Annotated in this window: 19 protein-coding genes; 5 read left to right on the forward strand and 14 right to left on the reverse strand. The window is 38.5% G+C overall.

Annotated elements, in window-relative coordinates; all coding sequences use genetic code 11:
• Window positions 1-25 precede the first annotated feature (25 nt).
• Together ASC84_RS11205 and ASC84_RS11210 are read left to right on the forward strand one after the other, a co-directional pair.
• Complete coding sequence (locus tag ASC84_RS11205; protein WP_056514668.1) at window positions 26-1453, forward strand: AAA family ATPase; 1428 nt, start codon at window positions 26-28, stop codon at window positions 1451-1453.
• A 1-nt stretch (window position 1454) separates the two neighbouring features.
• Window positions 1455-2390 carry a DUF4435 domain-containing protein gene (locus tag ASC84_RS11210; protein WP_056514671.1) on the forward strand — a complete coding sequence of 312 codons (936 nt, stop codon included), beginning with the start codon at window positions 1455-1457 and terminating at the stop codon, window positions 2388-2390.
• 137 nt (window positions 2391-2527) lie between these two features.
• Here ASC84_RS11210 and ASC84_RS11215 read toward each other — a convergent pair whose 3' ends face one another.
• From ASC84_RS11215 to ASC84_RS11230, 4 genes are all read right to left on the reverse strand, one after another.
• Window positions 2528-2821: a cold-shock protein gene (locus tag ASC84_RS11215; RefSeq protein WP_034611059.1), complete on the reverse strand. Its 294-nt coding sequence runs from the start codon at window positions 2819-2821 to the stop codon at window positions 2528-2530.
• A gap of 144 nt (window positions 2822-2965) precedes the next feature.
• Window positions 2966-4492: a DHA2 family efflux MFS transporter permease subunit gene (locus ASC84_RS11220; protein WP_056514674.1), complete on the reverse strand. Its 1527-nt coding sequence runs from the start codon at window positions 4490-4492 to the stop codon at window positions 2966-2968.
• 6 nt (window positions 4493-4498) lie between these two features.
• Window positions 4499-5656, reverse strand: coding sequence for an HlyD family efflux transporter periplasmic adaptor subunit (locus ASC84_RS11225; RefSeq protein WP_056514676.1), 1158 nt, complete (start codon window positions 5654-5656; stop codon window positions 4499-4501).
• A gap of 326 nt (window positions 5657-5982) precedes the next feature.
• Window positions 5983-6516, reverse strand: coding sequence for a thioesterase family protein (locus ASC84_RS11230; RefSeq protein ID WP_004722808.1), 534 nt, complete (start codon window positions 6514-6516; stop codon window positions 5983-5985).
• Between the two features lie 99 nt (window positions 6517-6615).
• Between ASC84_RS11230 and hemB the strand changes: the two genes are divergently transcribed.
• Window positions 6616-7629: a porphobilinogen synthase gene (gene hemB / locus ASC84_RS11235; protein ID WP_016539219.1), complete on the forward strand. Its 1014-nt coding sequence runs from the start codon at window positions 6616-6618 to the stop codon at window positions 7627-7629.
• A gap of 158 nt (window positions 7630-7787) precedes the next feature.
• Window positions 7788-8924, forward strand: a complete 1137-nt coding sequence (thiO, locus tag ASC84_RS11240; RefSeq protein WP_056514678.1) for a glycine oxidase ThiO — start codon at window positions 7788-7790, stop codon at window positions 8922-8924.
• Window positions 8925-9023: 99 nt separating this feature from the next.
• Here thiO and ASC84_RS11245 read toward each other — a convergent pair whose 3' ends face one another.
• Complete coding sequence (locus ASC84_RS11245; protein WP_056514680.1) at window positions 9024-9785, reverse strand: ferredoxin--NADP reductase; 762 nt, start codon at window positions 9783-9785, stop codon at window positions 9024-9026.
• 82 nt (window positions 9786-9867) lie between these two features.
• Between ASC84_RS11245 and gigC the strand changes: the two genes are divergently transcribed.
• A complete protein-coding gene (gene gigC / locus ASC84_RS11250; RefSeq protein ID WP_004722815.1) occupies window positions 9868-10749 on the forward strand; it encodes a LysR family transcriptional regulator GigC in 882 nt (293 codons plus the stop codon).
• Window positions 10750-11113: 364 nt separating this feature from the next.
• On the opposite strand, the gene ASC84_RS11255 is transcribed toward gigC, so the two are convergent.
• The 9 genes from ASC84_RS11255 to nuoI all read right to left on the reverse strand — a co-directional run bounded on the left by ASC84_RS11255 (window position 11114) and on the right by nuoI (window position 20231).
• A complete protein-coding gene (locus tag ASC84_RS11255) occupies window positions 11114-11854 on the reverse strand; it encodes an excalibur calcium-binding domain-containing protein (protein WP_056514683.1) in 741 nt (246 codons plus the stop codon).
• Between the two features lie 59 nt (window positions 11855-11913).
• A complete protein-coding gene (locus tag ASC84_RS11260) occupies window positions 11914-12987 on the reverse strand; it encodes a hypothetical protein (protein WP_056514684.1) in 1074 nt (357 codons plus the stop codon).
• A 61-nt stretch (window positions 12988-13048) separates the two neighbouring features.
• Entirely contained in the window at window positions 13049-13684 is a 636-nt protein-coding gene (upp, locus tag ASC84_RS11265; protein WP_004722821.1) for a uracil phosphoribosyltransferase, read from the reverse strand.
• A 121-nt stretch (window positions 13685-13805) separates the two neighbouring features.
• On the reverse strand, window positions 13806-15362 hold the full coding sequence (gene nuoN, locus ASC84_RS11270) for an NADH-quinone oxidoreductase subunit NuoN (protein ID WP_004722824.1): 1557 nt from the start codon (window positions 15360-15362) through the stop codon (window positions 13806-13808).
• A 2-nt stretch (window positions 15363-15364) separates the two neighbouring features.
• Window positions 15365-16969, reverse strand: a complete 1605-nt coding sequence (nuoM, locus tag ASC84_RS11275; RefSeq protein ID WP_171066950.1) for an NADH-quinone oxidoreductase subunit M — start codon at window positions 16967-16969, stop codon at window positions 15365-15367.
• 7 nt (window positions 16970-16976) lie between these two features.
• Complete coding sequence (nuoL, locus tag ASC84_RS11280) at window positions 16977-18866, reverse strand: NADH-quinone oxidoreductase subunit L (RefSeq protein ID WP_056514688.1); 1890 nt, start codon at window positions 18864-18866, stop codon at window positions 16977-16979.
• Window positions 18863-19171: an NADH-quinone oxidoreductase subunit NuoK gene (gene nuoK, locus ASC84_RS11285; protein ID WP_004722831.1), complete on the reverse strand. Its 309-nt coding sequence runs from the start codon at window positions 19169-19171 to the stop codon at window positions 18863-18865. The genes nuoL and nuoK overlap by 4 nt, the downstream gene beginning before the upstream one ends.
• A complete protein-coding gene (gene nuoJ / locus ASC84_RS11290) occupies window positions 19171-19689 on the reverse strand; it encodes an NADH-quinone oxidoreductase subunit J (protein WP_171066894.1) in 519 nt (172 codons plus the stop codon). The genes nuoK and nuoJ overlap by 1 nt, the downstream gene beginning before the upstream one ends.
• The gene (nuoI, locus tag ASC84_RS11295; RefSeq protein ID WP_004722835.1) at window positions 19689-20231 is read right to left on the reverse strand and encodes an NADH-quinone oxidoreductase subunit NuoI; all 543 of its coding nucleotides are present in this window, start codon (window positions 20229-20231) and stop codon (window positions 19689-19691) included. Before nuoI ends, nuoJ begins: the two co-directional genes overlap by 1 nt.
• Window positions 20232-20233: the final 2 nt, after the last annotated feature.

Genomic DNA, 20233 nt, shown 5'->3' on the forward strand with positions numbered 1-20233 from the left:
GAGGGGATAAAAATTCCTTCAACAGATGGGATTTTTTATTGAATTAAAAGAAGAAATTTGTAAAAATATACCGATTAAATTAAGTAGAAAAACTATGCGTTTAAAACACTTCTTAGCAAAAAATATGTATGGTTATTTAAACTTTGATATAGATTTTAACGATGACTTAAATATCATATTAGCTCCAAACGGAAAAGGCAAAACTACTGCTCTTAAAAGTATCTTAGCAATATTATCTTGTAATTATAATTATCTTAAAGATTTAAATTTTGATTATCTTGAGCTATCATTTACACATCTAAACGAAAATGAGCAAATTAAAATAATACTTACTGAGTATAGTAATATTAAAAATGATAAAAAAGATAACCTAATATCTTTTAGATTAATTTGTGAAGCACAAAACGTTAACTACAAAATATTCTTCAGAAATTCTGATTTATTTGACTTCGATATAGAGAAAAATAAATTTGGTGAAGAAAAAATGTCTTTTATTAAATTACCAATATTTTTATCTTTAGACAGAAGATTTACATTTAACCAACCTCAAAAAGAATACGATAGTATATTGGAAAAATTTTTAGCAAATAAACCTTCGGGTAATTTAGATAAAGAAGATCCCTTACAAAATGTCGAAAGCTTAATTTATCATGCTCAAAGTACTCATCGCTTAAGAATGACAGGTGCCAACAGGAAATTAAGAAATAAACTTTTACATATTCTTCTTGATAGCAATACTTCTGACTCAGATTTTAGTATGCATGATTTATATTCAGCTTTTGAAAAAATTGAAAAAATCAAATACTCTCTTAAACTGCTAGAATTTAATGAAGAAATTATTAATTTAATTGAAAAAAAACTAGATTTTTATTCAGGTTATAGCAAAAAAACTATTGACTTATTAAATAGCAAGAAATTCAACGAAATAAAAGATCAATTTGCCTCAGAAATATATGAAAATAAAAATGAATTAATAAGATTAGAAAAAATTGTAAATGCGCTATCTGAATATGAGAAAAAACAAAGTGAAAGTTTTGAAAAAATATTAAACTTCAATACTACAATAAATAAATTTTTTGAACCAACAGGGAAAACATTAAAAATAGCCTTCAATGGTAAAATATCAATAAATATAAAAGATAGTAATAAAAAATTTGAAACGAATGCTCTTTCTTCTGGAGAAAAACAATTAATTATTATTATTGGTAATCTAATATTTAATGAAAATATCACTAGTAGAAAGGTCTTTATAATTGATGAACCTGAGCTTTCTCTACATATTTCATGGCAAAGACTATTAATCGAATCCATCATTGATTCAGGTAATAATATACAGCTAATTGTTGCAACTCACTCACCTTCTATCATTTCATCATATACAAATAAGATTATGTTTTTAAATAAAAATTTAATTCCACTTACAAATGATAGTCAAGATATTACAGGTGAATAAAATGAAAAACTTTAACATAAATGACTATCTGTATAATTATGATGAAAAAAAACTCATGGGTGCTTTATTTTTTGAAGTAAGCGATGTTACTATTTATATAGAAGATACAGCAAGTGGTATGCGAAATTTTTATAAAAAACTATTGGAGAGAAAATTCCCAACAATAAATATTGACAATATTGTACCTTTAGGGAAAAAAACTGAAGTTATTAAAGCATGTCAAGAAAAAAAATTTAAAAAATCAAAAGAAATATATATAATAGATGGTGATTTAGATATTGTCCTTTGTCAAAAAGTTAAATTTAAATCACTTTTTCAACATAATGTATATTGTATCGAAAATTATTTGTTTGATGAGGATGCAGTTTCACATTTTATTTCAAATGAATCAGGCAAAATTGATGATATAGAGCTCATTAAAAAAACATTAGAGCTAGATTTATTTTTAAACACTAACTCCTTACATTTTATTGAGATATATAAGCTTTTTGCAATCATTTATAAACACCAATTAAATATAACTACTATCACGAGATTCGATAACTCAATATACACATTCAAAAAGAATTATTACACAACAATTAATTCAGATACCATTTCAAAAAACTTTACTGAAATAAAAAACCTAATTATAAGCCAGATTGGCGATCAGCAATTTTATAGTGATTTCAATAAAGTTAATCATTATATTAACACTCTAAATATTAAGGATTATAAAAAAATTATCTCAGGGAAAAATGAACTTTTAATATTATTAAAAGGTTATGCTCAATATATTGCTAAAATTCTCGATAAGGAATGTACACATATAATGCAAATCAACTCCTCAAGTCTAAAGGTTAAGCTGGCAAGCTATACTAAACATCCTAATCTCAATGAGCTTTATCATGCTATAGAAGAAAAAATTAATAATGGTTATTATGAAGATGTCAGTTAAATTAAAATTTATTATCCATAAGAAATTGCGAGAGTTTTTGTAAAATTTTAGTTAAAAAATCCCTTCAATTAAAGGGATTTATCTAAAAACTACGATCCAATAATCCAAAAATAAAATGGCCTAAATCTATACGCCTATTACTTTCTAAAATTAGACAACAAATTATTGGTAATCGACTTATTGTTTTCAACAATTCTGGTCTTTTTAGCCTTTGCTGATTGATCTTCAACACGCTCAATTCTGGTTGCTTTTAACTTTCCGTTATTTTCAACAACGATAAATTTAACTCTTTCATTTCGCTTTGGCTCACCCTCTGCAAGCGGAAAATCCGAAATATGAAAGAAAATATCTTGCTCAAGTCCACCAATAAAGCCAAAGCCTCTATCGGCATCGTATTGTTTAATTTTTCCTTGCTGGAATTCAGGCTTCATACATATTACTCATCGCGGTACACAATCGCTGTATTATACCCTGATCTTGATCAATAGATAAAATAGCAAAAATTTGTCTTGATCTGTTGTCATTGCAGCGATTAAAAAGCCCACTTTTCAGTAGGCTTCTATACAACTTAAATTCTAATGTGCATGCCCTGCGCCGACATTCCCTTTCGGTTTTGGACATAACCAAATAATCAATCCTGCGAAAATAAAGATCATCGCAAAAATCAAAAACACATGATTAACCGAAAGCGTTAAAGCCTCTTTATCCACCAAGTTGGAAATGGTACCCAACGCCATTTCAGGACTAAAGCCACTGTTGACCAAGTTACGCTGAGTTTCCTCAATATGCATGGTCGACACGATTTCACTGCGTGCCAGCTTAGTATGATCATCCCAAATGGTCACCGCAATAGATGCGCCAATTGCCCCTGCCATGGTTCGCATAAAGTTCATCAAACCCGCAGCAGAAGCCACCTCATCTGGACGAACCACACCTAAAGCAATATTAGACAGTGGGATAAAGAAGAACGGTACCGCAAAACCTTGAATAATCTGTGGTAATGCCAGCGCCATAAAGTCAGCATCACTGGTCCAAAATGAACGCATTAATGTGACGCCACCCAAAATCATCAGCCCAAAACTCGACAAGGCTCTAGGGTCATATTTAGTCGCAAGTTTGGCAACCACAGGCGACATCATCAAGCTACCAAAGCCCATTGTCGCAGTCAGATAACCTGCCCAAGATGCGGTATAGCCCAAGTTAATCTGTAACCATTGTGGAATAAGTACAATACTGCCAAAGAATGCCGCAAAGGCAAAAGCCAATGAGATTGTTGCGATGGTAAAACCACGGTATCGGAAAATTTGTATATTGACGATGGGATGTTTTTCATAATATTCCCAGATGAAAAAGGCAATAAATCCAACCACCAAAATCACAGCCAAAATACAAATAAAGCTGTTGTTAAACCAATCTCGCTCATGCCCCAAATCGAGCATTAACTGTAATGCGCCAATCCAAACAATCAGCAGCGTTAGGCCAATGGTATCAATCGGGAGTTTAGCAATTGGTGTTTCAGCAACTTTTAATAGACGCATCACCCCAACAGCACAAATCACACCCACTGGAATATTGATAAAGAAAATCCAATGCCATGACCAGTTATCACTGATCGTACCGCCTAAAATAGGGCCTAGAATAGGTCCAACAACCGTCGTCATTGCCCACATCCCCATTGCTTGGGAATGCTTTTCGGGTGGGAAAATACGCATCAACAAAGTTTGACTGAGTGGCATGATTGGACCACCAAATAAACCTTGTCCGATACGACAGATCACTAACATCGCTAAGCTATTGGATAAGCCACAAAGAATTGAAAATGTGGTAAAGCCAATCAGACTGATGGTAAATACCCGAACAGCGCCAAAACGTCCTGCAAGCCAACCGGTTAAAGGTACACAGATGGCTTCAGCAACGGCATAGGAGGTGATCACCCAAGTCCCTTGAGAACTTGATACTGCTAAACTTCCGGTAATATGGGGCACCGAAACATTGGCAATGGTCATATCCAATACGACCATAAAATTGGCAAGTGCTAAAAAGAAGGCGGCAAGAAGTAAGCGCCCACCTTTAAGCTCACTTTGAAACGTTGCTGTATTCATAAGTGATTACTTCGCTGAAGAGGTATCAACCTCAGCATTCATGGATAAACCCACACGTAATGGATGCTCAGCCAACTCTTTAGGATCAAGTTTGATACGTACAGGTAGACGTTGAACCACTTTAATCCAGTTACCTGTCGCATTTTGTGCAGGAATCAACGCAAATGCTGAACCTGTACCACCAGAAAAGCCGATCACCGTACCGTGATACTCTACTTTCTTACCATAGAGGTCTGAAGTGAGGGTTGCCTTCTGACCAACTTTCACATTTTGCAACTGACTTTCTTTAAAGTTTGCATCCACATAAAGTTCAGCCAAAGGCACCACTTTCATCAAACTTGTCCCAGGTGCAATACGCTGCCCCACTTGAATACTACGACGAGCAATCACACCATCTAACGGCGCTTTAATTTCTGTACGTTGTAAATCTAAAAGTGCTTGATCAAGTTTAGCTTGAGCCACCAATACATCAGGGGTTGAACTTTGTGAGGTCCCCCGAATTAAAGCTTCATTGGCATCTAAATTACTTTGTGCAGCTTTACGCTTAGATTCTGTTTGCGCCAATGCTGCTTTTGCCACATCAACATTTGCTTTGGCATTGTTTAAAGCACTTTGTGCTTTGCTAAATTCTTCTTTAGAGATTGCACCTGTCGCACTTAACTGCTGACGGCGGGCAAATTCTTGCTGTGCTTGTTGATATGCCACATCGGCCTGCGCCACTTGTGCTTTGGCACTGTTAATATCATCTGCACTGACTAAAATCTGTGAGGACAATGAACTGCTATTTGCCGAGCTTTGTGTATATTGACGCTTGGCTTTGGTCAACGCCGCTTCAGCTTCTGCAACAGCGATTTTTGCATCACGATTATCAATAATCGCAAGTACATCGCCTTTTTTCACTTGTTGAGTATCACTGACCAAAACCTTAGCAACTTGTCCGCTGACCATCGAAGTGATTTCAGCAGTTTCAGCACCGACATAGGCATTGTCCGTTTCAACAATATTGCCAAAAATAAAAGCCCAAATTGCATATAGAATTGCAGCTACAACAACAATAATGGCAAAAATCTTCAGCATTTTTTTACGTTTTTGTTTGGCTTCCAAATCCGCTTGCGCTTGATTTTCATCATTTGGAGAGGCATTCGTCGTTTGCGCGTCAGTCATCGCATGTTCCTAGCTTACTTGGACTTGTCAAAACATCTTTGCATTTTGGAGATATAAACTGAAAAACTGCTTAATCATATCTATATGACGTTGCTTGATGGTTGAATAAGTCAACTTCTTAAAATTGTGGTGCCCAATTTTACAGGTAAAAATCATATTATGAGAATAAAAATATTACTCTATAGTTTATCTTTATAAAAGAGGTCAATCTTATTGATATTCATATTTTTTTGAAAAAAAATAAGCCAGCAAAATATGTATTTTACTGGCTTATATTGACACAATGAATACAAAAGTGTACTGATTAGTACACTTAGTCAGCTTGATCAATAGGCATAAGAAGCAATGGCTGTTGCAATCGCCTTACCTTCATTGTTGAACATGGTCATACGCATGGTGCAACCTTTACGCCCCATTCTCAAGGTTTCAGCTTTGGCAATAAAGTATTCACCGCGCCCAGGTGCAAGATAATCCACACGCATATCAACTGTTGCTAAACGAGATACTTTCTTTAATGTGTCTGGCAACTGGTCTGGCTCTGCACGTTTATACAGCTCCCCCATTGCCACAATTCCACCAATACTATCCAGCAATGTCGCGGCCACACCACCATGTAAAATTTGAAATGCGACATTGCCAATCAAATACGGTTTCATTTCGATATAGCCTTCAATCTCATCATTAACAACACGCATTTGCATATTGTTATGTGAAAAATAAGGCGAACCATTAAACGCTTTAGTGAGTTGGTTAAGCACCACATTTAAATCTGCTTTCGCACCTAAATGTAAATTACCAGTCCACTTTTTTTGCGATTCGCTAGGCGCAGAATCAGTTTTAGAAGAATCACTCATCATCATTTCGAAACCAATATTGAGAAAAATTTTCAGCTTTTTCCCAAAAAATATATGAAAGGGCTACAATATATGCCTAGTTTAATACTGAACATCGAGATTGTTATGACTTATACGTTCAATCGTCCTGCTTTTCCAGCTACTCGTATGCGCCGTATCCGTAAAAACGATAAGCTTCGAGCAATGGTAAGAGAGACTCAACTCACAGCAGATCATCTCATTTATCCAGTATTTGTACTTCCGGGACAAAACCAAAGCCAAGATGTACCAAGTATGCCAAATGTTCAACGATTGTCAGCAGACTTATTGTTGAAAAAAGCAGAAACACTATTAGAACTTGGTGTATCAAAACTTGCCTTATTCCCCGTTACACCACAACAAGACAAAAGTTTAACAGCTGAAGCTGCGTGGCATGAAGACGGTTTAGTTCAAAATACTTTACGTTTGTTAAAAAAAGAACTACCTGAGATGGTACTCATCACGGATGGTGCATTAGATCCTTATACCACACATGGTCAGGACGGCATTATTGATGATACAGGCTATGTATTAAATGATGAAACAGTTCAATGCCTGATCAAACAAGCCTTAAGCCATGCTGAAGCAGGTGCAGATGTGATCGCGCCAAGTGACATGATGGACGGCCGTATTGGTGCAATCCGCCAAGCTTTAGAAAGTAACGATTTTATTTATACCAGCATCATGGCGTACTCTGCAAAATACGCGTCTAGTTTCTACGGCCCTTTCCGCGATGCAGTTGGCTCATCATCCAACCTAAAAGGTGGTAATAAGTATAACTACCAAATGGATGTCGGTAATCGTGCTGAAGCACTGCATGAAATCGCCCTCGATATTCAAGAAGGCGCGGACATGGTGATTGTTAAACCGGGTATGCCATATTTGGATGTAGTACGTGAAGTTAAAGATACTTTTGGTGTCCCGACCTTTGTTTATCAAGTCAGTGGTGAATATGCCATGCTTGCAGCAGCTATCCAAAATGGTTGGTTATCTGAAAGCGTGATTATGGAATCATTGATGTGCTTCCGTCGTGCAGGGGCAGATGGTATTTGGACCTATTATGCGGAAGATGCAGCACGTCAATTAAAAGAGATGAAGTAAATCATCCCTCCCTTATTGAATTCATGGTTCCTCACCTTTTAAAAAGGGAAGCGTCCATTACTGATTCAGTCGTGAATGGAAAGTCCCCTCTTTCAAAAGATAAGCAGTATTGCTTTTGCAGGTGGGGATTAAAAATCTAAATTGGTACAGAATACACAATGCATATCGCCATTATTGGTGCTGGAGTAAGTGGCTTACTCAGCGCGCTTGAGCTTGTTGAACAAGGCTGCACCATCACCCTGTTCGATCAACAACATGCTGGACATGCTGCTTCATGGGCGGGTGGCGGTATTCTGTCACCCATGTATCCGTGGAGATATCCCAATGAAGTCAATCATCTGGCACAACACGGCAAACAACTTTACCAACAATGGAATGAGAAACTACAACCTAAAACAGGGATAGACTTTCAAATCCATGACACGGGAATGTTAATTTTTGACGAAGCAGATTTTGAGCTTGGACTGAATTATAAAGACCAGTATCAAGACCCTATGCAGCATTGTGAATACCTGCAAAGAGAGCAGCTTGAAACCGTCAACCCTCATATTTCAGCACAGTTTCAACATGCAATTTATTTTCCACATCTAGCCAATGTTAGAAATCCGCGACTTCTTAAATCACTGATTAGCTACCTCAAACAACACCCTCAAGTTGAAGTGTATGAAAATACATGGATCGAAAAATTTAATATTCAAAATCAAAAAATTCAGTCTGTTGAAAGTGCCAATGGACAACATTTTGTCGCAGACCAATTTGTGATTGCAACGGGTGCATGGTCAAATTGCTGGGCAGATCAATTACAGCTTTCGATCCCAGTAGAGCCTGTTCAGGGACAAATGATGTTATTTAAAACCCCTGAAAACTGGTTACCCACCATGTGTATGAACAATGTCATGTATTTGATCCCACGCCTAGATGGTCATATCGTATGCGGTTCAAGCATGGACCATATCGGATTTGATAAGCGTCCAAATGTACAAACACAACAAAATATTTATAAAGCCTGTATCGAAATGGTCCCTGAATTGGCAAACTTCCCCATCGTCAAGCAATGGGCAGGATTACGTCCAAGTTCACCAACAGGCATTCCATATATTGGAAAAATGCCTGAACTGAATAATTTATGGGCAAATTTTGGACATTACCGTAATGGCTTATGTATGGGACCTGCTTCAGCACAGTTATTAAGACAATTGATGCTCAATCAAGATACACGTGTTGATGCAAAAGCTTATTCAACCGAGCGATTAACAGCATACGCACCACTCACTCAGCAATCCTCATTTAGCTAAAAAGTGTTAGGTTCTGACATGAAAGAATTAAAGAGAAGATGCTTAGCCGCTTCTCTCATCTAAAATGATTGATACAATTACTGATGCCGATCCAGTGATTTACCAATAATTCTCTACAGCAATATTGCCTTCACCGCGACGATTCATCGTCAAACCACGGGCTTTTAATGCGGCTTTGGTGTCATCTACCATTTGTGGATTTCCACATAGCATGACATGAGTGGTATCTGCATTGAATTTTAAATCAGCGGCTTTTTCCAATTCACCATTTTCAATCAAAATTGGTAAGCGATCATGCAAGGCTGCATTGGGATCACGCGTAACAATCGGGATAAATTTAAAACCTGTATGCCCCTCACCAAAAAGCTGGGCTATCTCTTGGATCCGATCGACGTAAGCCAATTCAGATTCAGTTCTTACGCTATACACCAAGTTGATTTTTTCGTACTTTGACCAAGTTTCAAAATCTTGTAGCATCGAAATAAAAGGTGCTAGGCCTGTGCCAGTTGCCAATAACCACAAATCTTTAGGCAATGGCAATTGATAACGTGCTAAGGTTAAGAATCCATAGGGGATTTTTTCCAAATAAAGCTCATCACCAACTTGTAAATGCTGTAAATTGGAGGTAAATGCACCATCAGGAACAACGATTGAAAAAAATTCGAGTGTTTCATCAAATGGGGATGAAACCACGGAATATGCCCTTACCACCAAATCATCACCCACTTTTAAACCAATGCGAGCAAATTGCCCTGCGGTAAACTTAAAATGGGCAGGTCGAGTCATGGTGAAACTGAAAAGTGTATTGGTCCAACGCTGAACAGACAAAACCTTTTCTATGCTAAATTTTTCAATTGACATGATTTCTTCGTGGCATGAAACATAGTCCTCATGGTAGCATGACTATATAATCTATGAATATTAAAATGTTAAGGCTCTACTTATGCGAATGACTTTACGCCAGTTGGCGGTTTTTGTTGCTGTCGCTCAAGAAGGTACCGTGACCAAAGCAAGTGATGCGGTTCGGTTGACTCAAAGTGCGGCAAGTATGGCTTTGGCAGATTTAGAAGATGGACTGGGTGCTCCGCTTTTCGATCGTCTTGGTAAGCGCTTACAGCTTAATGATCTTGGTCGCTTCTTACTTCCTCAAGCTTTAGAAATTTTAGGTCGCTGTGAGGCTTTTGAACAAGCAGCCAAAGGTGAACTACAAAGTATTGATTTACGGATCGGTGCAACACTGACCATCAGTGATTATTTAATGCCCGACTTAATGGCAAACTTTTTACAAGTTCAACCTCAAGCGCATTTACAGCTCCAAGTCGGCAATACCCGCCAAATGATTGAAGCGGTCAACCAATTCCAACTCGATTTGGCATTGATTGAAGGTTCATGCTTCCTACCACAACTTCAATGTATTCACTGGCGCGATGACGAACTCGCGGTATGTTGTTCGCCTAATCATCCACTGGCAAATTTACATCGTGAATTAAAACAGTCTGATTTCCAGCATGTTGAATGGATTTTACGTGAAGAAGGTTCTGGAACACGTGAAGTCTTTGACAATGCCATTCTAAAAGATCTAGAAGATGCCAATATCCGTTTAACCCTAGGTCATAATGAAGCGATTTTAAAAATCGTTGCTGGTGGTCTAGGAATGTCATGTATTTCTAAATTGGCGATTCAGCCTTTGCTCGACAAAGGACAATTGGTGATTTTAAATACACCATTCTGGCAACTTGCTCGCCCACTATATATGCTGGTACATCGTCAAAAGTACCAAGGACCGGGCTTAAGAGCCTTCCTAAAATTTTGTGAAAATGGTTAAAACCAAAGCTCCTCTTGGAGCTTTTATAGGGTCTGCTGACATTTCATAAATCGTTTACGTTGTAGATTAAAATTAAGTAGGAGATGTATACGTCGTAATGCTTGAATGAAAATAGTGAGGCTATTCTCGAGTTTCAATTTAGGCTGAGATAATTTTAGCCACAACCCTGAGCAAGAACAAAGCACTGCTTTGTTTGCAGCGCAAGGCGCAGCGGGGGACTAGCGTATTTTTTGCCGCTACGTTGTTGCGAACTATTCATTTAGAATGACTAAATTTCATACTTCGCGCCTAGTATCGCCTAAAAAACACACCCAGTCGCAAACGTATACGAATTATCATCAGCCCCTCATTCTTAACTTAAAAGCTATTTACCAAATTGCCGTTCACATGGTCGACCATCATGGTTACCATCCATTTGCGTATTGGGGCAATTTTTAATAAAAAATACCGCCTCATCATAAGATGTCATTTGGCTACAATGGGTACGACCATCGCATTGATAAGGTGATTTTTCCGTTGATGCTGTTGTCGATACAGTTGTGTTGCTTTGTACCGATACTGCTTCATCCTCTTTTTGCGCTGAGTGATGATGGCTATTTAACGCATTTTGAGATTTTTCACTAAACTTTACAGGTTTGACATAACCAATGTCTTTACGCTGTTGCTCAACGATTTGCTTCTGTTGTTGTTCTAACAGGGCAAATTTAGCATGTTGTTCTTCCTGATAGGTTTGGTATTGATTCCATGTGGCAAAGCTAAAATAAACGAAACCAAAAACAATCACCAAAATCACCACAGACATAAAACCGAATTTCTGCCCTTCATTTTTACTTCGTCTTAAAATATTTTTTTGCTTATCAATATTGATCTTTTTATTTTTTAAGTCATTACTCATCGCAACATCTAAACGAATCATTTGATGCGCTTTCAATGTTCCATGTGCATTGATGATTACATATTTTATGGTTTCGCCTTTTTTCGGTTGACCACCTTCTTTTGGAAAATCAGCGATGTAAAATATTACAGATTGCGCTGAATTATGATCCAATAAAAGTCCGTAACCTTTATCATGATGATATTCAATGATTTGCCCCAAATAAAACATATAACTTCTCTTTTAAAATAAGTATGAATCGTAAAATATATTCAACTCGTTTCAGATGTTTAGTGTGAATATGCCTTTCGTTTCTGCTGTTTAATCTTGTCCTTTTGTTCTTGTTGATATTGTTGAAGTCTCATTTCAGCCTCAACTTTGTACTGCTTATAACGATCCATTGCATACATCACAGAACTTACCGCAATGAATATCACCACAGCGACGATCGCCACCCAAGGATTCAAAGTCTTGCGTTTTTCAGATCGAATTTTCTTTACAGCTTGTTTACGTTTGGAATATAAAAATTTAACTTTCAACTTTTGAATCAAACTTTGAAATGCCGTTAAATCCATATGCTTTTCAAGCAACTGCCGATCAATTTGGCTGTTAAAATATAAATCATCCCCTTTAAAATTTTGACCATCTTCTATCACCTTTAAGGGGCTAAGCAACACTGCGCTCTGATTACCCTCAGTGATTTCAATGTTTTGATTCGCCTCACCCACATCAACAACAGTAATAGCATGAATTTCTTCAACGGGTTTAATGTTATCAAATGTATGAGTTTCGTCTTTCAATTCAGTATTCTGGATAACTTTAACAGAAAGGTCAACTTGTGTTTGCGTTACAGGTTCAATCTCTTTGGCTTGATTTAAGTTTCCGCTCCATTCTTCGATTGCAGGATCATTGATTATTGTTTGAATGGGTTCAATAACTGTTACTTTTTGATCTGCTACAACTAAGTTAATATCTAGAATAGTGTCAGGTAAAACGGCTTGCTCAGCCTGAGTTTTCGTTTGGGGGTTCAATAAGCTTTCATCAGCCAATCCCCTTCTCTTTTTCAGCGCTTTGCGAACATTTCTAATATGTTCATAGGCATTTTCTGAATAAAGATATGGAATAGAGGACTTATTTTTATCATTCACATAATTTTTATGATCTAAACGCACGATAAATTTAGCAAATAAACCATCACTCTGCTCTAAAACGACACATTTAATCCGCTCACCAATTTGAGGAAGAAGCAATTGATTTGAGAAATCTTCTAATTTAAAAACAACTTGTTGATGATGATCACTTAATTCAATTAGACCTTGCCCTAAATCATTATCGAAAAAGGTAACAGTCCCTTTCCTAAACATTTTTTATTCTCTTATCATTAAAAAGGAGGCCCCCTATAGCCTCCTTTGATCATACTAAATTTTAATCTTTTTGCACACTACCAAAAATTTTATCTCCAGCATCACCTAAACCTGGCACGATATAACCTTGTTCATTTAAACCTTGATCAATTGAAGCGGTAAAAATCGTCACATCTGGATGTGCGGCTTCAACACGTTTAATCCCTTCAGGTGCTGCAACCAAAACCATAACACGGATATCTTTACATCCACTTGCTTTCAATACATCAATTGCAGCAACTAAAGAAGACCCTGTCGCCAACATCGGGTCAATAATCATGGCTAAACGATTTTGTACATCTGGAACCAATTTTTTATAATAGGTACGTGCTTCCAAGGTTTCTTCATCACGTTCTAAACCGAGAACTGAAACTTTAGCACTTGGGATGAGATTTAAAAAACCTTCTAACATGCCAATACCAGCACGTAAAATCGGCACGACAGTGATTTTTTTACCTGCAATTCTGTCTACTGTGACTTTACCATTCCAGCCATCAATCTCATGATCACACACAGGTAAATCTTTGGTTGCTTCATAAGTTAAAAGCATGGTTACTTCTTGAGCGAGTTCACGGAAATTCTTAGTACTAATGTCAGCACGGCGTAATAAACCTAATTTATGACGAATAAGTGGATGACGAATTTCTTGAATAGACACGGGAGGACACCTAAAAGGATAAAAGTAAATTTCCATTATTATAAATGTTTTTTATATCAGAGATAAGAAAAGCCCTCAACGAATGAGGGCTTTTTTTGTTAATAGCAGGATTTTATTGCGATTAGTGTTGCTGGCTCATCAAGAAATGTAAAGGAGATAAAATTTCTGATTTCAACGCCAAGCTGATGATTGGATCTGGATAAACACCAATGATCAATACCAAAGCAGCAGCACCGAGCACCATAAGACCCCCCACTTTTTGTCCCCAATGATCAACCGCATCAATACGAGGATTATCTGGTGGAGTCATATACATCACGATCATCACACGTAAGTAGTAATACAAACCAATACCACTACCCACCACAACCATTGCAGCCAAGAACCAATGTTCTGTGGTTACAGCAGCAATCACCACCATAAACTTACCGATGAAACCAGCGGTTAATGGAATGCCTGCAAGAGAAAGCATCATCACTGTTAATGTCGCAGTCAATACTGGACGACGCCAGAATAAACCACGGTAATCCGCAAGCGACTCGGCTTCATCAACATTGTTATATGGGCTCGACATTAACGCGACAGCACCAAAAGCACCAATCGTAGTTAAGGTATAAGTCACCACATATACACTTACACTGCCTAAACTTGCATAACCTAAACTAATCAAAGCAATCAATAAATAACCGAAATGGGCGATCGATGAATAACCCAAAATTCGTTTTAAGTTGACTTGACGTAATGCAAGGAAGTTCCCGACTAAAATCGAAAGAACAGCGATCACAGTTAATACAGTCACGATAGACGGTACAAGAATGAAACCTGAACTTAAAATAAAGCGTACTAATAAACCAATGGTTGCAACTTTAGCAACAGTTGCAAGATAGGTCGCGATTGGCGCAGGTGCACCTTGATAAACATCTGGTGTCCATTTATGAAATGGCGCCAACGATAATTTAAACGCAATCGCAATCACGATTAATCCTGAACCCAACAAAATCATTGGTTGAGCAAGGAAACCTTTTAACTGTTCAATAAAGTCAGCCAAAGACGCAATTTGTTGCGCTTGTGCTAACTGATTTCCATACAAACCTGGGAAGTCAGTAAATGACAATGTCCCTGTATAAGCATAGACGTATGCCATACCCATCAACAAGATTGCTGAAGCTGTTGCAGAAAGTACCAAATACTTTACGCCTGCTTCTAGCGATTTTCCACGCTGATGCGTATATGCCAATAAGCCATACACAGGAATTGACAAAAGCTCTAAGCTAATAAAGAACGATGCATAATGAGAACTTGCCACCATTAACATTGCCCCTGTTACAGAGATCAACATCAAGATATAAAGCTCTTCACGATTATCTTTATACGTTTCAATATAAGCGTGGGATAACGTACAGCATGCGAGTGCAGCAACTACTGCAATAAATTGATAAAACAATGTAAATGGATCAACCACAAACATGTTCATCACATTTGATGGTGCAAATGAACCACCAAACATCATGAATAAAATATCAATTGCAGCAAGGTTTAGACCCACCACCGATGCAGTCGCAATCAAATTATGATTACGCTTGATCGAGGTTAGGATCATCACCACAACAGCGGTTAAAGCAACAATAAAAACTGGTGCTAAAGGCATGAGACCCGAAAATGACATAGTGAAGTTCATGACTATTGGATCTCCACATTTTGTTGAGATACGACTTGTTGTGCCGCATCAACAACTTCTTGAACTGGAATATAGCTATTTGATAACCACGCCATACTTGAGTGAGAAATATCAAGGAAGCTTTGTGGATACACACCTAACCATAATAAGCCAAATGCACAGATCAATAGAATTACTGTTTCACGTACATTCAAGTCTTTTAATGGACTTTCATAATGCTTTTTCTGTTCTTCATTTGGCGTACCAAATAAAGCTTTGTGGATCAGGATCAGACCATAAAGGCCAGCAAAGACCAAACTAATCGCCGCAATGATGGTAAATGTTGGGAACTTAGCAAATGAACCCATCAAGATCAGGAATTCACCAATAAAGTTACCTAGACCTGGAATACCCACAAGCGCAGAGACAAAGAACATCAAGAAGAATGGTAAATACTGAAATTGACCACGAATACCACCCATCAAACGTAAGTCACGGGTATGTAAGCGTTCATACACTTGACCACACATAATGAACAATGCAGCAGATGATAAGCCATGTGCCAACATCATGATCATTAAGCCTTGGAACGTCAGAATATTACCGGCATAAAGTGCAAGTAATACGAAACCCATATGCGAAATAGAAGTATAAGCAAGCAGGCGTTTCATATCTGTTTGCTGGAAAGCACACCAAGCGCCGTAGAAAATACCAATCAAACCTAAAATAATCGCAATATCAGCAAATTGTGCAGATGCTGCTGGGAAGAATGGCAATACAAAGCGCAGTAAACCGTACGCAGCAGTTTTAATCAAGATACCCGCTAAGTCTACAGAACCTGCTGTAGGTGCTTGTGCATGGGCATCTGGTAACCAACCGTGTAATGGAAATACTGGAAGCTTGACCGCAAAACCAATAAAGAAACAGATCATCAATGCATAGGCAATATGTGGTGCCTGAGCATCTAAAGTGTTTGCAACAGCAAGTAAGTAGTTATAGTCGAAGCTAATCGTACCTGACATCTGAGAACCGTAGACCACTAAGCCTAAGATCCCGATGAGCATGATCAAGCCTGCGACTTGGGTATAGATAAAGAACTTGGTTGCAGCATAAACACGTGATTTACCGTCTGCGCCTTTATGACCCCAAAGTGCGATCAAGAAGTAGATAGGTACTAACATCATCTCCCAGAAGAAGAAGAACAAGAACATATCAATTGCAAGGAAAACCCCGATTACCCCACCCAAAGACCATAACAGGTTTAAGTGGAAGAAGCCGACATTCTTTTGAATTTCACCCCATGAACAACCAACTGCAAGTACACCCAGTAATGCAGTCAATCCCACCATCAGCAATGAAAGACCATCTACAGCCAAATGAATGTTAATACCAAGTGATTTAATCCAAGGTAAATAAAATTCTGCTGCCCAAGTTGGAGTCTTCGCCCCCAACTCATAGCTAAAGCCACCTTGTTTCCACAAAATCAGTGTTAAGCCCAATGTAACGAGCATACCGACTAATGCGATATAACGTGGCAAATGTTTATCAAGTTTATCGACCAACCAACACGCGAAACCTGCAATAAAAGGTACAAGAATCAGTGCGGGTAAAATCCAATTGTTTGTGATTTCCATCTTATTTCCCCACTACCTGAATCACGATCAAGATCATCAGCAATACCACTACACCGAGTGACATACTTGATGCATATTCACGTAATGAACCTGTTTGACGGGTACTTGTAAATTTATTCCCACTATTCACGATTGCAGGTAATACCAGCCATAAACCATCAATTGGGTCACGACCTAAAATTTTCGCAATGAGTAAATAAGGTTGAACAAATACAAGGTTGTATAAAGAATCGAAACCAAATGCATTACGGCAGATATTTGCAAGTCCAGCACCAAATGAAGTGGCTGCAAAACCTTGCACCGCTTTATAAGCGAAAGCAAATAACACCACGCCTACAGCTAAACCGACCAATGCGATACCGACTGCAAGGTGTTCTGCACCATGCATCCCTTCTTCAATCGCTTGAGAAACTTCAATTGCAGGGATATGTGCTGCATTTAAAATGTTCATCACTGGCGCTTTTAAGAAGTAAGCCAAACCTGTTGAAAGAACAGCCAAGATACCTAAAGGCGCCCAATACGTTGCACCTTTGATTTCGTGATAATGTGTTTTTTCTTCACCGAAGAATACAACCCAAATTAAACGGAATGTATAAATCGAAGTTAAGAATGCACCCGCAACACCAACCCAATACAATGAGTTATACAATGCGACAGATTGACCTTGCGCCCAAACAGCACCCAAGATTGCATCTTTTGAGAAGAAGCCGATCGTAATAAATGGGATTGCAGCAAGTGCACCACCACCAATCGCGAAGCAAGCAAATAAGAATTTGTTTTTGTAGAACAAACCACCCATTTTAAAGATGTTTTGTTCATGATGGTAAGCCAAGATCACCGCACCAGAAGACAAGAACAATAATGCCTTAAAGAATGCATGTGCAAGCATATGGAACAGACCTGCTTGATACGCTTCTGCACCCACAGCCATAAACATATAACCGAGCTGACTCATAGTAGAGTAAGCAAGGATACGTTTGATATCTGTTTGAACCAAAGCCGCAAAGCCAGCAACCAACAATGTTACAGCACCCGTAATCGAAATGAACTGCATCACTTCTGGTGTCATTTCAAACACAGAGAACATACGGCAACATAAGTAGATACCAGCGGTAACCATTGTTGCAGCATGGATCAATGCAGATACTGGTGTCGGACCAGCCATTGCATCTGCCAACCATGTTTGTAATGGGATTTGCGCAGATTTACCTGCTGCACCCAAGAACAACATCAATGACGTGATCAATGCCAAGTTATGATCAAGTGCGAGAACTTGTGAAGCATTGGCAACAATCGTGCCGATGTGTAAGGTACCAAATTGTTGGTAAAGCAAGAACAATGCGATCAGTAAGAATACATCACCAACACGCGTTACTGTAAATGCTTTAATTGCCGCAAAACCATTTGCAGGGTTTTGGTAGTAATAACCAATCAACAGGTAAGAACACAGACCTACGCCTTCCCAACCTAAGAATAACAATGCTAAGTTGTCACCCAATACAAGCACCAACATGCTTGCAACGAATAAGTTGAAGTATGAGAAGAAACGTGCGAAGTCTTCTTCACCACGCATGTACCAAGTTGCAAAGATGTGAATCAGGAAACCTACACCTGTCACCATGCCCATCATTAACAATGACAAGCCGTCAAGATGCAAACTTACACCCGGTGCAAAACCGCCTACATTGAACCAAGTCCATAAATGCTGTGCTTGCGCAACTGAACCCTGCTTAACAAAGTCCATGCCTGCAATCAATGCAAATAAAGCAGAAAGGCCAACAGAACCCGCACCAATAATTGCTGCTACATTTTCAGGAAGTTTATTACGTCCTGCCGCTAAAAGCACAAAGCCAATCAGCGGAAATAAAATCGTTAAATATAAATAACTCATCCGCGCATCTCACTAGCAGCATCTACATCCAGATGATGGAAGCGATGATAGAACTGGAGGACGATCGCTAGACCGATACAAGCCTCTGCCGCAGCAAGTGTGAGGATCAAAATAAACATAATTTGACCATCAGGTTGTGCCCATGCACTTCCTGCCACAACGAATGCCAATGCTGCTGCATTCATCATGATCTCAAGGCTCATTAACATAAATAATAGGTTGCGTCGCACCATTACACCGTAAAAACCCAGTGCAAAAAGGATAGTTGCGACGATCAAACCATGTTCTAAAGGAATGTTGCCCATTACTGTTTATCCTCTGCTGCACTCGGTTCACGTTTGCCTAAGTGGAATGCTGCAACCAATGCTGCAAGCAATAACATTGCGGCAACTTCAACCAATAATAAATAGTGGGTAAAGAGTGCTTGACCAATTGCTTTAGGTCCAATCACTTGAGTTCCAAGTACTGCACCATGTTGGGTATAGTCTGAACCTAATACCCAAACCAAACATAAGCCAACTAAGAAGCTCATGAGTGCTGGATAAGCCCAAGCATCTGAAGTCAACCATTTACGTTCTTGATCAACTGTATGTTGACCAAGGTTGAGCATCATGACCACGAATACGAACAACACCATGATCGCACCCGCATAAACAATCACTTCAAGCGCAGCTGCAAATGGTGCACCAATGATCAAGAAGATCCCTGCAACAGCAAGTAGAGAAACGATCAAACTTAATAAAGCATGTACTGGATTGGTGTTGGTCACAACACGAATCGTAGAAACAATGGCCACGAGAGCCATTAAATAAAATGGCCACATCATGGTAATAAGCTCCGTACATCTACAGGCGCACTTTCACGTTGCGCTTGACCTTTTTCTTTACCATCAATTGCCATACCACTTACACGGTAGAAATTGTAGTCTGGGTATTTACCTGGTCCTGAAATGAGTAAGTTTTCTTTCTCATAAACAAGATCCTGACGGACATATTCGCCTAACTCAAAATCTGGTGTTAACTGAATGGCAGTTGTTGGACATGCTTCTTCACACATACCGCAGAAAATGCAGCGTGAGAAGTTAATGCGGAAAAATTCTGGATACCAACGTCCATCATCTTTTTCAGCTTTCTGCAATGAAATACAACCAACAGGACATGCAACCGCACATAAGTTACACGCAACACAACGCTCTTCACCGTCTGGGTCACGTGTTAATACGATACGACCACGGTAGCGTGGAGGTACGATTTGTTCGGCTGGCACTTCTGGATATAAAATCGTATCGCGTTTGCGTGTGACATGGCTAAACACCATCCACAACGAACGAACAATTGATCCTACGCCAGCTAGAATTTTATACATTT

Origin of the sequence: Acinetobacter sp. Root1280 (assembly GCF_001425285.1) — a bacterium.
Classification (GTDB): domain Bacteria; phylum Pseudomonadota; class Gammaproteobacteria; order Pseudomonadales; family Moraxellaceae; genus Acinetobacter; species Acinetobacter guillouiae.

What these genes read in the sequence shown, in the direction of transcription:
- gigC (WP_004722815.1), top strand. Translation starts at nt 9,868, where the DNA reads ATGCGAATGACTTTACGCCAGTTGGCGGTTTTTGTTGCTGTCGCTCAA.
- thiO (WP_056514678.1), top strand. Translation starts at nt 7,788, where the DNA reads ATGCATATCGCCATTATTGGTGCTGGAGTAAGTGGCTTACTCAGCGCG.
- nuoN (WP_004722824.1), bottom strand. Translation starts at nt 15,362, where the DNA reads ATGAACTTCACTATGTCATTTTCGGGTCTCATGCCTTTAGCACCAGTT.
- nuoI (WP_004722835.1), bottom strand. Translation starts at nt 20,231, where the DNA reads ATGTATAAAATTCTAGCTGGCGTAGGATCAATTGTTCGTTCGTTGTGG.
- nuoL (WP_056514688.1), bottom strand. Translation starts at nt 18,866, where the DNA reads ATGAGTTATTTATATTTAACGATTTTATTTCCGCTGATTGGCTTTGTG.
- ASC84_RS11255 (WP_056514683.1), bottom strand. Translation starts at nt 11,854, where the DNA reads ATGTTTTATTTGGGGCAAATCATTGAATATCATCATGATAAAGGTTAC.
- ASC84_RS11225 (WP_056514676.1), bottom strand. Translation starts at nt 5,656, where the DNA reads ATGACTGACGCGCAAACGACGAATGCCTCTCCAAATGATGAAAATCAA.
- ASC84_RS11210 (WP_056514671.1), top strand. Translation starts at nt 1,455, where the DNA reads ATGAAAAACTTTAACATAAATGACTATCTGTATAATTATGATGAAAAA.
- nuoK (WP_004722831.1), bottom strand. Translation starts at nt 19,171, where the DNA reads ATGGGCAACATTCCTTTAGAACATGGTTTGATCGTCGCAACTATCCTT.
- ASC84_RS11205 (WP_056514668.1), top strand. Translation starts at nt 26, where the DNA reads ATGGGATTTTTTATTGAATTAAAAGAAGAAATTTGTAAAAATATACCG.
- ASC84_RS11230 (WP_004722808.1), bottom strand. Translation starts at nt 6,516, where the DNA reads ATGATGATGAGTGATTCTTCTAAAACTGATTCTGCGCCTAGCGAATCG.
- nuoJ (WP_171066894.1), bottom strand. Translation starts at nt 19,689, where the DNA reads ATGTGGCCATTTTATTTAATGGCTCTCGTGGCCATTGTTTCTACGATT.
- hemB (WP_016539219.1), top strand. Translation starts at nt 6,616, where the DNA reads ATGACTTATACGTTCAATCGTCCTGCTTTTCCAGCTACTCGTATGCGC.
- ASC84_RS11260 (WP_056514684.1), bottom strand. Translation starts at nt 12,987, where the DNA reads ATGTTTAGGAAAGGGACTGTTACCTTTTTCGATAATGATTTAGGGCAA.
- ASC84_RS11215 (WP_034611059.1), bottom strand. Translation starts at nt 2,821, where the DNA reads ATGAAGCCTGAATTCCAGCAAGGAAAAATTAAACAATACGATGCCGAT.
- ASC84_RS11220 (WP_056514674.1), bottom strand. Translation starts at nt 4,492, where the DNA reads ATGAATACAGCAACGTTTCAAAGTGAGCTTAAAGGTGGGCGCTTACTT.
- ASC84_RS11245 (WP_056514680.1), bottom strand. Translation starts at nt 9,785, where the DNA reads ATGTCAATTGAAAAATTTAGCATAGAAAAGGTTTTGTCTGTTCAGCGT.